Raw genomic sequence first — 12,040 nt, 5'->3', positions numbered from 1 at the left:
CTCTCCGGCAGCCCTCAGGCCCCCTCGCACCCCTTCGCGCGCAGGCTCTCGAGCACCCAGGCCCGGTCATAGGTGCCGGCGTCGATCGCTGCCTGCGCCTTCTGTTCCTTGGCGTTGTGCGCCTCGGCCAGCGCGATGACCTCCGCCGCATGGGCGCGCGGCACCACCACGACGCCATCCGCATCGGCCACGATCAGGTCACCCGGCATGACCACCTGGCCGCCGCAGGAGATCGGGTAGCCGATCTCGCCCGGCCCGTCCTTGTAGGGGCCCGAGGGCGTCGCGCCGCAGGCCCAGACGCCGATGTCGAGCGTGGCGAGCGCATCCACGTCCCGCACCGCGCCGTCGAGCACGATGCCCTGCACGCCGCGCTTCTGCGCGTGGCCGATCATCAGTTCGCCCATCAGCGCGATGGACAGGTCCCCGCCGCCGTCGCCGACGATGATGTCGCCGGGTGCAGCCATGTCGCAGGCGCGATGGAGCATCAGATTGTCGCCCGCGCGCGCCTTCACCGTGAAGGCCGGGCCGGCGATGACCTTCTTGCCGCCGAAGGGGCGGAAGCCGCCGCGCATGGTCTGGATGCGGCTCATCACGTCGCCGATGTTCGCGGCCGGCAGCTTTGCCGCGCGGGCGATCAGCGCGGGGTCGACGCGCTCGGTGACGGGGGCGATGCGGAAGCCGATGGGCATTCTGGACAGTCCTTCGAAGCGGAAGGCGCGCAATCCAGCACGGGTGCGGAGGCGCCGCCAGTTGGCGCGGACACGCCGGCGCGCGGCCCGCACCGCGTCAGCCGATCGGGCCGCGCGGCTGGTTGCGTGACCTGGGGCGCGCGGGACGGCCGGCCGGCGGCGCCGCGCTGTCGCTGGCCTGGGCGACCGGCCTGCCGCGGGCTTCGTCCCGCGGCTTACCGCCCCATGCGAGCTATGGATACAAGCCAGGTGTCACGCCGGCCGGAGTTCGCAACGTGTAATAGTTCGTGCCGCCGGCAACGACCAGAAGCAGTGCGGCGAGCCTTGGCTCGGCCAGAACCCCCTGCGGACCGCCACCCTTTATGTTGGCATCCTTGCGAAACTGCGTTCCGAAGTTTCCCGACAGATTGGCGAACGGTGTCGCGACACAGACGAACTTTATCAATGTCGTACCGTATTGCCTTGCTTCCTCGACATTGTCCGTCAGGTAGATTCCCGGGCCATAGTTTGCGTTGAACTTCTGATTTTTGCTTCCAAGCTTCTGGATGACGTAGGTATCTCGGAACTTGTCGATCGTGTCGAACTGGTGCCGGTTCAAAAGGTTGCTCGAAAACATCCCATTGCTTGTTCCAGTATACAAGGTGATGGTGATGGGATTATTCGCACAGAGTTGATTGGCTCTACGCAGTTCCTCCTCGGTCATCGCAGCCTCCGTTCCCGATAAACCGCCATGGGACCGATCCCCTCGGTCCGTTCAACTTTCAGGTTAGTGCGCGGCAGCCCGTGGCGCCAGGATTCGATGATCATCTGGAATGTCTTGCTGCCGGCACGACTCCAGGGCGTCCGTCAGGCTGCCATCGATCCACCGCGGATGCCCCGCATCCGCACGACCTACGGCACCACGATGCGCATCGCTCGGGGCGCCGCGGCGATGTCGACCGGCAGGTGCCCCACCGCGTCGCCATCGGCCTGGATGGGGACACCCTCGCCTGCCAGCCGCACTCTCTCGGCGCGGCGAATCTCGACGCTCGACAGGTGCGAGATCAGGCCGAGCGGCAGCGCCGCGGCGTAGCGCAGGGCGGCGAGCGCCCCGGCGTCGCGGAACAGCGCGACGTGGAAGCCCTCCGCCCGCGGGTCGGCACCCGGCGCGAGCAGGAACCGCCCGGCATAGAGCCGCCCCTTGGTGACGATGACGCTCGCCGCCCTGTCCTCCCGCCCATCGAGGGTGACGGCGACGGGCGCGAAGGGGTAGCGCGGCATCTCCCGCATCGTCTGCCAGACATAGGCGCCCTTGCCGATCGCGCGCTTCAGCCCCGGCGCCAGCGCGTGCACCACCGCCGCGTCGAAACCGGCGCCGAGCATCTGGACGAACAGCAGTTCCCGCCCGTCCGCATAGCGCGCGAGGCCCGGATGCAGCAGCGCCGTGCGGCCCATGGCCAGCACCTCCGCCGCGCGGTCGGGCGCGCGCGGCAGCCCGAGTTCCAGCGCCAGCACATTCGCGGTGCCCAGCGGCAGCACGCCGAGCGCGCTGTCCGACCCGGCAAGACCGGCCGCGACCTCGGCGATGGTGCCGTCGCCGCCCGCCGCGACGACGGTGCGCACGCCGTCCAGCGCCGCCGCGCGCGCGAGGTCCGTCGCATGGCCGCGCCGCAGGGTCTCGGCGATCTCCGGCCGCAGGCCCAGGCCGCGCAGCAGGTCGAGGGCCGCGAGCAGCCGGCGCCGGCGACGCGCGCCCGCAGCGGGATTGAAGACGATGAGCATGCGCGTCGCCATGAGGCGGGGCTTCTCGCGTGCCGGCGTGACGATTCGGGGACGGTCCCGCGACGGCAGCATGACATGGAACGTGCACGCCGCATGCTTCATCCAAGATTCACGCGCGGGGCACGGGGCGCGGGCTATCGGCGCTGCGACATCGCAGCACGGCGCCGAATCGCACGCGCGACGCCGGCGCCCGACGGAGCATGGGCCCGATGCACGATTCGAATCCGCGGCGCCGATACCGCAGCATCTTCCTCTCGGACGTGCATCTCGGCACGCGCGGCTGCCGCAGCGACTTCCTGGTGGACTTCCTCCGCCGCGTGGAATGCGAGCGTCTCTACCTGGTGGGCGACATCGTCGACGGGTGGCGGCTGCGGAAATCCTGGTACTGGGATGCCGACCACGACGAGGCGATCCGCCTGGTGCTGCGCATGGCCCGCCACGGCACCGAGGTCGTCTACATCCCCGGCAACCACGACGAGCTGTTCCGCGACTGGCTGGGCCTCGAGGTCGCGGGCGTGAAGCTGGTGCGGGAGGCGGAGCACACCGCGGCCGACGGCCGCCGCTTCCTCGTCATCCACGGCGACGAGTTCGACGGCGTGATCCGCTACGCCAAGGTGATCGCCCATCTCGGCGACTGGGCCTATGACTGGGCGCTGACGCTGAACCGCTGGTTCAACGCCGCGCGACGGCGGCTCGGCTATCCCTACTGGTCGCTGTCGCAGTGGCTGAAGCGCCAGGTGAAGGAAGCGGTGAAGGCGATCGACCGCTTCGAGAGCGCGCTCGCCACCGAGGCGAAGCGGCGGGGGCTCGACGGCGTGATCTGCGGCCACATCCACCATGCCGAGATGCGCACCGTGCAGGGCGTGCTCTACATGAACGACGGCGACTGGGTGGAATCCTGCACGGCGCTGGTCGAGCACGCGGACGGTCGCTTCGAACTGATCGACTGGGTGCAGGAGAACCGGCTGTCCTTTGCGCGCACGCCGCGCCGCGCCGCCGTCCCCGCCTGACCGCGATGGACGATTCCGCAACGGCGCCCGCCGCCGACTGCATCGGCGCGCGCGGCGCGCCGCTCCGCATCCTGATCGTCTCCGATGCCTGGTTCCCCCAGGTGAACGGCGTGGTGCGCACCCTGTCGATCGTGGTGGACCATCTGCGCGCCGGCGGCGACACGGTCGAGGTGATCGGGCCCGATCGGTTCCTCAACCTCCCGATGCCGGGCTATGCCGAGATCCGCCTCGCCGTCGCGCCGCGGCGGAAGCTCGCGCGGCTGGTCGACGCCTTCCGGCCCGAGGTGGTGCACATCGCGACGGAAGGCCCGCTCGGCTGGGCGATGCGCGCGATCTGCCGCAAGCGCGGCTGGCCCTTCACCACCGCCTTCCACACGCGCTTCCCCGAATACCTGCACGCGCGCACGCGCATCCCGCTGTCCTGGTCATGGGCGGTGATGCGGCGCTTCCACGAGGCGGGGGCCGGCACCTTCGCGGCGACGCGATCCCTGCGCGAGGACCTCGCCGCGCGCGGCTTCACCAAGCTGCGGGCCTGGACGCGTGGGGTGGACCTCGCCCGCTTCCGGCCCGAGCCGCGCGAGGCCTGGGACGGTCTGCCCCGGCCGGTCTTCCTCTATGCGGGGCGCGTCGCGGTGGAGAAGAACATCGCGGCCTTCCTCGCGCTCGACCTGCCGGGCAGCAAGGTGGTGGTCGGCGACGGGCCGGCGCGGGAGGGGCTGCAGAAGCGGTTCCCGGAGGTGCATTTCACCGGCTATCGCGACAACGGGCTGCTGGCGCGATCCTATGCCGGGGCGGATGTGTTCGTGTTTCCCTCGCGCACCGACACCTTCGGGCTGGTGCTGCTTGAGGCGCTGGCCTCCGGCACGCCGATCGCGGCCTTTCCGGTGACCGGGCCGCGCGACGTGGTGACGGACCCGCTGGTCGGCGCGCTGAGCGAGGATCTGCGTGCCGCCTGCCTCGAGGCGCTGTCCTGCGACCGCGCGGCCTGCCGGACGCACGCCGAGGCGTGGTCCTGGGAGGCCTGCGCGGCGCAGTTCCGGGCGGCGCTGGTGCCGGTCTAGCCGCTGTCCGACGCGACGGCGGCGATCCCGCCACCCGACGACACTCGTCGGGCGACGTTGCGGGCCGGCGCGGCCTCGGACCGAAGCTCCGGACGGCCGTCCTTACGCCGGCGGCGGGCTCCAGCGCGCGATCTCGGCCTGGATCTTCGCCTCGTCCTCGCCGGCCTGGCAGGCCTCGAAGCCCCGGCGCAGCCAGGGGCGGTTCAGGTCGCGGCCGATGAAGACGATCTTGGAACGCTTCGGATCGCCTTCCTTCACCTCGCCGATGAAGTCGCCGTCGGCGATCATGTGCACGGCCTGGAAGGCGAAGCGGCGGCTGTCACCCTCGTAGTAGAGGATGCCCTTGGTGCGCAGCAGGTCCTGGCCCTTCGACGCCAGCACCTGGGTGATCCAGGCATTGAAGCGCTCCGGGTCGATCGGCTTCTCGACCTCGAAGGAGACGCTGTTCACCTCGGAATCATGCTCGTGATCGTCCTCGCCGGAGAGGAATTCCGGCTCGCGCTCGAGGATGCGGTTGAGGTTGAACGCGTCGCGGCCGACCACGGCGTCGATCGGCACGTCGGACTTGGTCGCGCGGCGGATCTCGGCATAGGGGTTGATGGCGCGGATGCGGCGCTCGACCTCGGCGGCCTCCTCGGCGCTCACCAGGTCCATCTTGTTGAGCACGATGATGTCGGCGAAGGCGATCTGCTCCTGCGCCTCGCTGCTGTCGGACAGCCGCGCGGGCAGGTGCTTCGCATCCACCACCGTCACGATCGCGTCGAGCTTCGTCGCGCGCTTGACGTCCTCGTCCACGAAGAAGGTCTGCGCGACGGGGGCCGGATCGGCGAGGCCCGTCGTCTCGACGATGATGCCGTCGAACCTGTCGCGCCGGCGCATCAGCCCGCCGAGGATGCGGATCAAATCCCCGCGCACGGTGCAGCAGATGCAGCCGTTGTTCATCTCGAACACTTCCTCGTCGGCATCGACGACAAGGTCGTTGTCCACGCCGAGTTCGCCGAACTCGTTGATCACCACGGCGAATTTGCGGCCGTGGTTCTCGGTGAGGATGCGGTTGAGCAGCGTGGTCTTGCCGGCGCCGAGGTAGCCGGTCAGCACGGTGACGGGCACGGGCGCGCGGGCGGTCGTTTCGCTCACGGGGTGTCTCCAGAAGGGGAATCGCTTGCGGCCCATATGGGGTCGCGGCGGGCGGCCGTCAGCCGGTCGTGGCGGAGCGCGCCCCGCGTCGCCGTGAGGGCCGCCGCCATGGGGTAGGCGGCGCGCCGGCCCTGCGCCGCGCCGGACGCCATCTCGCGTGCCATGGCGGTGGCATGGACCGCGCCGACCGCCTCCAGCGCCTCCGCCAGCGCTTCGCCGGCGGCGAGGATCTCCTCCGCCGCGGCGCCCTGCTCGATGATCGGCGGCAGGAGCCGCGCGGCGAGCGCCATCGGCACCTCGTCCAGCGCGGCGAGCGCGGAGGGGCCGTGCCTGCCGCGCAGCGCCGTCCGTCGCTCGGCATCGAGCAGCAGCGGCGGCTCGCGGTCCAGCACCACCTGCCGCAGCGCGGCCTCCAGCACCTCGGCGGCGTAGGGCTGCACCAGCACGGCATCGAAGCCCTCGGCCAGCGCCTTCTCCCGCGCCAGGTGATCGGCGCCGGTCGCAAGGCCCAGCAACGGCAGGGCGCCGTTGCGCCCGCTGCAGGCGCGCAGCAGCGCGGCGGCGCTCTTGCGGCGGGTGCCGGGCGTCACGACGCTCATCACCACCGCCTCGTAGGGCTGCAGCGTCAGCCGCAGCTCGGCTGTGGCCCAGTCATGCACGAAGGTGACGCGATGGCCCGACGCCTCGAGCATCGTCCGCACGACGGCCGAGGCGCCGGCGCGCGGATCGATCAGCAGGATGCTGAGGGGCGGACCCGGCTCGGCAGCCATGGCGCCTCAGGCGGCTTCCGCGCGGATGGCGTCGGTCAGCGTGCCGACGATCCGGTCGACATGCGGCTTCTCGACGATCAGCGGCGGGGAGAGGGCGACGATGTCCCCCGTCACGCGCACCAGCACGCCGGCGTCGAAGCAGCGGCGGAACACGTCCATCGCGCGGGCGCCCGGCTTGCCGGGGCGCGGGGCGAGCTCGATGCCGCCGATCAGGCCGATGTCGCGGATGTCGATGACGTTCGGCGCGTCGCGCATCGAATGCATCGCGTCCTGCCAGTAGGGCTCGATCGCGCGGGCGCGGCCGGGCAGGTCCTCGGACTGGTGAAGCTGCATCGTCGCGATGGCCGCGGCGGCGGCGAGCGGATGGCCCGAATAGGTGTAGCCGTGGAAGAACTCGATCCCCCCCGCGACGCCGTTGACCACCGTGTCGTAGACGCCGTTCTTCACCGCCACGGCGCCCATCGGCACGGCGGCGTTGGTCAGGCCCTTCGCCATGGTCATGATGTCGGGCACCACGCCCAGCCGCTCGGCGCCGAAATTGGTGCCGAGGCGGCCGAAGCCGGTGATCACCTCGTCGAAGATCAGCAGGATGCCGTGCTTGTCGCACAGCTCGCGCAGGCGCTTCAGGTAGCCCGCGGGCGGCACCAGCACGCCGGTCGACCCCGCGACGGGCTCGACCATCACGGCGGCGATGGTCTCGGCGCCATGCAGCGCGACCAGGTTCTCGAGCACATCCGCGAGATGCGCGCCGGCCGGCGGCTCGCCCTTCGCGAACAGGTTCTCCTTGAGGCCATGGGTGTGCGGCAGGTGGTCGACATAGGGCAGCAGCGCCCCGAACTGCTTGCGGTTGGCGCCGATGCCGCCGACCGACATGCCGCCGAAGCCGACGCCGTGATAGCCGCGCTCGCGCCCGATCAGGCGCACGCGGCTGCTCTCCCCGCGCGCCTTGTGATAGGCGAGCGCGATCTTGAGCGCGGTGTCCGCACTCTCGGATCCGGAATTCGTGAAGAAGACGCGGTCCATCCCCTCGGGCGTCATCTCCGCGATGCGGGACGCGGCCTCGAAGGCGATGGGGTGGCCGAGCTGGAAGGTCGGCGCGTAGTCCAGGATGGCGGCCTGCTTCTGGATCGCCTCCTTGATCTCGACGCGGCCATGGCCGGCGTTGCAGCACCACAGGCCGGCGGTGCCGTCCAGGATCTCGCGCCCCTCGGGCGTGTAGTAGGACATGCCCTCGGCGCGGGCGATCATGCGCGACGTGTCGCCCTTGAAGTACTTGTTGTCCGAAAAGGGCATCCAGTAGGCGTCCAGCGAATTGGGACGCGGCACGCTGATCTCGTTCATTCCGGGGCACTCTCCAGGCTCGGCAGGGGCGCAAGGAACACCCGGGCGGCCCGCGGGGCAAGCACTCTCCCGGCCGGTCATGGAATTCCGCCGCGCCGGCCCCTGCCCTTTGGCCCGGGCGCAGCCCGTGGCATGGTCCGCCCGCGCCGGAAGGAGGGCGCGCGCATGGCCCAAGGTCGCCTCGTCATCGGCAGCAAGCGGTACTCCTCCTGGTCGCTCCGCGGCTGGCTCGCCGTCCGCCTGGCCGGCCTCGATGTCGAGGAGGTGGTGATCCCGCTGGCCGGCGGCGTGACGCCCGCGGTGCGGGAGGCGACGCCCTCCGGCACCGTGCCCTACCTCGAGCATGACGGGGCGCGGATCTGGGAGAGCCTCGCCATCGCGGAATATTGCGCGGAGATCGCCCCGGAGCTCTGGCCGGCGGACCGGGCGACCCGCGCCCATGCGCGCTCCATCGCGTCCGAGATGCATGCCGGCTTCCGCGGGCTGCGCATGGCGATGCCGATGAATCTCGGCCGCACCTTCCCCGGCCAGCGCCGCACGCCCGAGGCGCTGGAGGACATCGCGCGGATCGAGGCGATCTGGGCCGGGGCGCTCGCCGCCCATGGCGGCCCCTTCCTGTTCGGGGAACGCTTCGGCCTGGCCGACGTGATGTACGCCCCGGTCGTCACCCGCTTCCTGACCTGGGGGCCGGAGCTGTCGGAGACCTCGCGCGGCTACGTCGCCGCGGTGCGCTCCCACCCGCTGATGGAACGCTGGTACGACGAGGCCGCGGCCGAGCCCGCCTCCTGGCAGATCGAGAAGTACGAGAACCCCGCATGAGCACCGCCGTCGCCCTCGACCATGTCGGCATCGCCGCGCGGGATCTCGGCCCGATCTGCGCGGCCTATGAGAGGCTCGGCTTCGCGCTGTCGCCCATCGCGCAGCAGAGCGGGCGCCGGCGGCCGGACCTGCCGGTGGAGAAGTTCGGGTCCGGCAATCGCTGCGCCTTCCTCAGGCACGGCTACATCGAGCTGATCGCGATCCTCGACCCGGCGCTGTACGACAACACGCTCAACGCCTTCCTCGCGCGCTATCCGGGGATGCACATCCTCGCCCTGGCGATGGAGGATGCGGAGGGCAACCTCGCGCGGATGCGCGCGGCCGGGATCGACATCCCGGGCATCGCCTGGCTCGAACGCCCGGTCGAGGCCGGCGGGCCGATCGCGAAATTCGCCCGCCTGCCCTTCCCCGACCCGCCGGAGGGGCGCGTCCAGCTCATCCGCCACCTGACGCCCGAACTGGTGTGGCAGGAGAAGTGGATGGACCACGCCAACAAGGCCGTGGCGCTGGAGGAAGCGATCCTCTGCGCCAAGGCCCCGGCGGAGACGGCGGCGCGGCTGTCGCGCACCTCGGGCCTGCCGGTGGAACCCGACCCGGCGGGCGGCTTCCTGCTCCGCCTGCCGGGCGCGGCCCGTGCGGCTGGGCCCTTCGCCCCGGTGATGGAAACCCGCGTGCGCATCCTGACCGAGGAGGCGCTGCCGGCCGTGCTGCCCGGCGTGAGCCCGCCTGCCTCTCCCTTCATGGCCGGGATCGTGGTGCGGACCGAGGATGGCGGCGCCGCCGCGCGCCAGCTGCTGCAGGGCATCCCGGTGATCGAGGCGCCGCAGGGCGTGATGGTCCCGCCCGCCTACGCCGCCGGCGCGGCGGGCGTCTTCGCGTGAGCGAAGCCGACTGGCACGCGACGCGCCCCGGCGAGGTCGAGGGCGGCGACCCCGCCCGTGCCGATGCGTCGCTGGCCTTCATCGGGCGCATCCGCACGCCCTTCGCGACGCGCACGGAGTGCCCGCATCGCGGCCGGACGGACGGCCCGGATTGTCGCATCGAGGTCGACGCGCCCTGGCGGCCCGCGCTGCGCGGCATCGCGGCGGGGGATCGGCTCGAGGTGCTCTACTGGATGCATCTCGCGCGGCGCGACCTGCTGGTGCAGGTGCCGAAGGGGCGCGCGGCGACGGGCACCTTCGCGCTGCGATCGCCCAACCGACCGAATCCGATCGCGACCTCGATCGTCGACGTCGTCGCGGTGGACGAGGCCGGGGTGACGGTGCGGGGGCTCGACTGCGTGGACGGCACGCCGCTGGTCGACCTCAAGCCGGCGCGGACGGCGTGACGGGATTCGCGGCCGCCATCGGCGCCTCGCTGCGCACCTACTACGCGCCGGGGCGGGCGGCGCTGCTCGATGCCTTCCATGCGCGCTTCCTGAAGGCGGGCGACCTCGCCTTCGATATCGGCACCCATGTGGGGGACCGCACGGCGTCCTTCCGGCGGCTCGGGGCGCGGGTGGTGGCGGTGGAACCGCAGCCGCGCCTGGCGCGCGCGCTAAGGCTGATGTTCCGCCGTGACCCCGGCGTGACGCTGGTGGCGGCGCTGGTCGGCGCGGCGCCGGGCGAGGCGGTGCTGCGGTTGAACACGGCGAACCCGACGGTCGCGACGGCATCGGCGGACTTCATCGCCGCCGCGGACGGCGCCGCCGGATGGGAAGGGCAGCGCTGGGATGCCGAGATCGTCCGGCCGGTGACGACGCTCGACGAGCTCGCCATGCGCCACGGCCTGCCCGCCTTCGTGAAGATCGACGTGGAGGGCTTCGAGGCTGCCGTGCTGCGCGGCCTGACGCGCCCGCCGCGCGCCCTGTCCTTCGAGTTCACCACCATCCAGCGCGGGGTGGCACGGGAGTGCCTCGGGCTGCTCGATGCGCTGGGCTACCGCGCCTTCAATGCCTGCCTGGGCGAGAGCATGGCATTCGCGCATCGCGGTCCGGTCGGCGCCGCCGCGATGGCGGACTGGATCGATGCCCTGCCGCATGCGGCGAACAGCGGCGACGTCTATGCAGCGCTGGCGCCGGAAAGGCTCATCGCATGACGGACCCGCGCCGCTTCGCGCCCGCCGCGGCGCGCAACCGCGACCCGATCCTGGCGGTGTTGCGCGGCGTCCTGCCCGCGCGCGGCGTGGTGCTGGAGGTCGCGAGCGGCAGCGGCGAGCACGCCATCCACTTCGCCGCCGCCATGCCCGCGCTGACCTTCCAGCCGAGCGATCCCGACGCCGATGCGCGGGCGAGCATCGATGCCTGGGCCGCCGACGCGCCGAACATCCGGCCTGCCCTCGCGCTCGATGCCGCGGCGCCGGATTGGCCGATCACGGCGGCGGATGCCGTGGTGTGCATCAACATGATCCACATCTCGCCCTGGGCCTCGACGGAGGGGCTGATGCGCGGCGCTTCGGCGCTGCTGCCGGAAGGCGCGCCGCTGGTGCTCTACGGCCCCTACAAGCGCGAGGGCGCGCATACGGCGCCATCCAACGCCGCGTTCGACGCCGACCTGCGCACGCGCAATGCCGCCTGGGGCGTGCGGGACCTCGAGGCGGTCGCTGCACTCGCGGCGGCGAACGGCTTCGGGCCGCCCGGGGTGGCGGAGATGCCGGCCAACAACCTGACGGTCGTCTTCCGGCGCCAGGTGTTGGCGCCCGGAGGCTAACCGCCCAGCGCGCGGGACAGGGCGCGCGCTTCTTCCATCACGACCGGCACCATCGCTTCCGCGGCCGGGCGATCCAGCCGGATCACGGGGCCGGAAACCGCAAGCGCGCCGAGCAGGCGCCCGCCCTCGCCGAAGACCGGCGCGGCGACGGCCGCCGTCTCGGGGTCGCGCTCGCCGACCGAGATCGCATAACCCACCGTGCGGACCTGCCCATGCACCGGCAGCGTGCCGCCGGTATAGGCCATCAGCACATGGCCGCCGGCGCCGCGGTCGAGCGGCATCGTCGCCCCTTCCTCGACATGCAGGCGGATCGGCCGGGGCGACGCCTCGCGAAAGAGGCAGATGCGCCGATCGCCCTCACGCACGTAGAAGCCGGCGGTCTCGCCGGTACGGGCCACAAGCCGCGCGATCGCGGGGCGCACCTGGGTCGCCAGGTCGAAGCCGGCGCGGTAGAGCGCGCCGAGGCGCAGCGGCGTCGGACCGAGCCGCCAGGCGCCGTCGGCGCTGCGCGTGAGATAGCCGAAGCGTTGCAACGACCCGGCCAGGCGCAGTGCCGTGCTTGGATACAGCCCGGTGCGCGCGGCGAGTTCGGCGAGACTCAGCGTCCGCGATCCGTCGGCGAAGGCTTCGAGCAGCGAGAGCGCACGCTCGACAGCCTCCACGCGCTGTGCGGCGGCCGGCGGCGCGTCGGCCGCGGGCCGGCCGCGGCGACGGGCCGGTTTCGGGTTGACCTGGGTGCCGCTCATCAGCATAATTCTTTCTGAC

General features: G+C 71.8%; 14 protein-coding genes. 7 read left to right on the top strand and 7 right to left on the bottom strand.

Annotation, left to right across the window (positions count from 1 at the left end; genetic code table 11):
* Positions 1–14: 14 nt before the first annotated feature.
* From GWK16_RS08880 to GWK16_RS08870, 3 genes are all read right to left on the bottom strand, one after another.
* On the bottom strand, positions 15–689 hold the full coding sequence (locus tag GWK16_RS08880; protein ID WP_170053560.1) for an RraA family protein: 675 nt from the start codon (positions 687–689) through the stop codon (positions 15–17).
* A gap of 232 nt (positions 690–921) precedes the next feature.
* Positions 922–1,392 (bottom strand): hypothetical protein, encoded by a 471-nt coding sequence (locus tag GWK16_RS08875; protein ID WP_170053559.1) that lies wholly within the window; start codon positions 1,390–1,392, stop codon positions 922–924.
* Between the two features lie 188 nt (positions 1,393–1,580).
* Positions 1,581–2,462, bottom strand: coding sequence for a diacylglycerol/lipid kinase family protein (locus GWK16_RS08870; protein WP_248291221.1), 882 nt, complete (start codon positions 2,460–2,462; stop codon positions 1,581–1,583).
* A 197-nt stretch (positions 2,463–2,659) separates the two neighbouring features.
* Between GWK16_RS08870 and GWK16_RS08865 the strand changes: the two genes are divergently transcribed.
* Together GWK16_RS08865 and GWK16_RS08860 are read left to right on the top strand one after the other, a co-directional pair.
* Positions 2,660–3,460, top strand: coding sequence for a UDP-2,3-diacylglucosamine diphosphatase (locus GWK16_RS08865; RefSeq protein ID WP_170053558.1), 801 nt, complete (start codon positions 2,660–2,662; stop codon positions 3,458–3,460).
* A 5-nt stretch (positions 3,461–3,465) separates the two neighbouring features.
* Positions 3,466–4,521, top strand: coding sequence for a glycosyltransferase family 4 protein (locus GWK16_RS08860; RefSeq protein WP_211187204.1), 1,056 nt, complete (start codon positions 3,466–3,468; stop codon positions 4,519–4,521).
* Between the two features lie 102 nt (positions 4,522–4,623).
* On the opposite strand, the gene GWK16_RS08855 is transcribed toward GWK16_RS08860, so the two are convergent.
* The 3 genes from GWK16_RS08855 to GWK16_RS08845 are packed head-to-tail and all read right to left on the bottom strand — an operon-like array spanning position 4,624 to position 7,769.
* Positions 4,624–5,658, bottom strand: coding sequence for a CobW family GTP-binding protein (locus tag GWK16_RS08855; RefSeq protein WP_338144437.1), 1,035 nt, complete (start codon positions 5,656–5,658; stop codon positions 4,624–4,626).
* Positions 5,655–6,428, bottom strand: coding sequence for a response regulator (locus tag GWK16_RS08850; protein ID WP_170053556.1), 774 nt, complete (start codon positions 6,426–6,428; stop codon positions 5,655–5,657). Before GWK16_RS08850 ends, GWK16_RS08855 begins: the two co-directional genes overlap by 4 nt.
* Positions 6,429–6,434: 6 nt before the next feature.
* Positions 6,435–7,769, bottom strand: a complete 1,335-nt coding sequence (locus tag GWK16_RS08845) for an aspartate aminotransferase family protein (RefSeq protein ID WP_168042085.1) — start codon at positions 7,767–7,769, stop codon at positions 6,435–6,437.
* Between the two features lie 165 nt (positions 7,770–7,934).
* Between GWK16_RS08845 and GWK16_RS08840 the strand changes: the two genes are divergently transcribed.
* From GWK16_RS08840 to GWK16_RS08820, 5 genes are read left to right on the top strand one after another with little or no spacing between them, the layout of a single operon-like run.
* Positions 7,935–8,588, top strand: coding sequence for a glutathione S-transferase family protein (locus tag GWK16_RS08840; RefSeq protein ID WP_170053555.1), 654 nt, complete (start codon positions 7,935–7,937; stop codon positions 8,586–8,588).
* Complete coding sequence (locus GWK16_RS08835; RefSeq protein WP_170053554.1) at positions 8,585–9,469, top strand: VOC family protein; 885 nt, start codon at positions 8,585–8,587, stop codon at positions 9,467–9,469. Before GWK16_RS08840 ends, GWK16_RS08835 begins: the two co-directional genes overlap by 4 nt.
* Complete coding sequence (locus GWK16_RS08830) at positions 9,466–9,915, top strand: TrmO family methyltransferase domain-containing protein (protein ID WP_170053553.1); 450 nt, start codon at positions 9,466–9,468, stop codon at positions 9,913–9,915. Before GWK16_RS08835 ends, GWK16_RS08830 begins: the two co-directional genes overlap by 4 nt.
* Positions 9,912–10,664, top strand: a complete 753-nt coding sequence (locus tag GWK16_RS08825) for an FkbM family methyltransferase (RefSeq protein WP_170053552.1) — start codon at positions 9,912–9,914, stop codon at positions 10,662–10,664. The genes GWK16_RS08830 and GWK16_RS08825 overlap by 4 nt, the downstream gene beginning before the upstream one ends.
* Complete coding sequence (locus tag GWK16_RS08820; RefSeq protein WP_170053551.1) at positions 10,661–11,275, top strand: DUF938 domain-containing protein; 615 nt, start codon at positions 10,661–10,663, stop codon at positions 11,273–11,275. Before GWK16_RS08825 ends, GWK16_RS08820 begins: the two co-directional genes overlap by 4 nt.
* Here the strand turns inward: GWK16_RS08820 and GWK16_RS08815 are convergent.
* Positions 11,272–12,021, bottom strand: a complete 750-nt coding sequence (locus GWK16_RS08815; protein WP_170053550.1) for an IclR family transcriptional regulator — start codon at positions 12,019–12,021, stop codon at positions 11,272–11,274. The genes GWK16_RS08820 and GWK16_RS08815 overlap by 4 nt on opposite strands.
* Between the last annotated feature and the right edge of the window lie 19 nt (positions 12,022–12,040).

It is taken from the genome of Neoroseomonas marina (assembly GCF_012927745.1).
In the GTDB taxonomy this organism is placed as follows: domain Bacteria; phylum Pseudomonadota; class Alphaproteobacteria; order Acetobacterales; family Acetobacteraceae; genus Neoroseomonas; species Neoroseomonas marina.
The sequence above is the reverse complement of the archived record's forward strand: the minus strand, read 5'-3'. Positions and strand labels throughout refer to the sequence as shown.

Excerpts from the sequence above, each read along its gene's own strand:
- GWK16_RS08880 (WP_170053560.1), bottom strand. The coding sequence starts at position 689 with ATGCCCATCGGCTTCCGCATCGCCCCCGTCACCGAGCGCGTCGACCCC.
- GWK16_RS08875 (WP_170053559.1), bottom strand. The coding sequence starts at position 1,392 with ATGACCGAGGAGGAACTGCGTAGAGCCAATCAACTCTGTGCGAATAAT.
- GWK16_RS08870 (WP_248291221.1), bottom strand. The coding sequence starts at position 2,462 with ATGGCGACGCGCATGCTCATCGTCTTCAATCCCGCTGCGGGCGCGCGT.
- GWK16_RS08865 (WP_170053558.1), top strand. The coding sequence starts at position 2,660 with ATGCACGATTCGAATCCGCGGCGCCGATACCGCAGCATCTTCCTCTCG.
- GWK16_RS08860 (WP_211187204.1), top strand. The coding sequence starts at position 3,466 with ATGGACGATTCCGCAACGGCGCCCGCCGCCGACTGCATCGGCGCGCGC.
- GWK16_RS08850 (WP_170053556.1), bottom strand. The coding sequence starts at position 6,428 with ATGGCTGCCGAGCCGGGTCCGCCCCTCAGCATCCTGCTGATCGATCCG.
- GWK16_RS08845 (WP_168042085.1), bottom strand. The coding sequence starts at position 7,769 with ATGAACGAGATCAGCGTGCCGCGTCCCAATTCGCTGGACGCCTACTGG.
- GWK16_RS08840 (WP_170053555.1), top strand. The coding sequence starts at position 7,935 with ATGGCCCAAGGTCGCCTCGTCATCGGCAGCAAGCGGTACTCCTCCTGG.
- GWK16_RS08835 (WP_170053554.1), top strand. The coding sequence starts at position 8,585 with ATGAGCACCGCCGTCGCCCTCGACCATGTCGGCATCGCCGCGCGGGAT.
- GWK16_RS08820 (WP_170053551.1), top strand. The coding sequence starts at position 10,661 with ATGACGGACCCGCGCCGCTTCGCGCCCGCCGCGGCGCGCAACCGCGAC.
- GWK16_RS08815 (WP_170053550.1), bottom strand. The coding sequence starts at position 12,021 with ATGAGCGGCACCCAGGTCAACCCGAAACCGGCCCGTCGCCGCGGCCGG.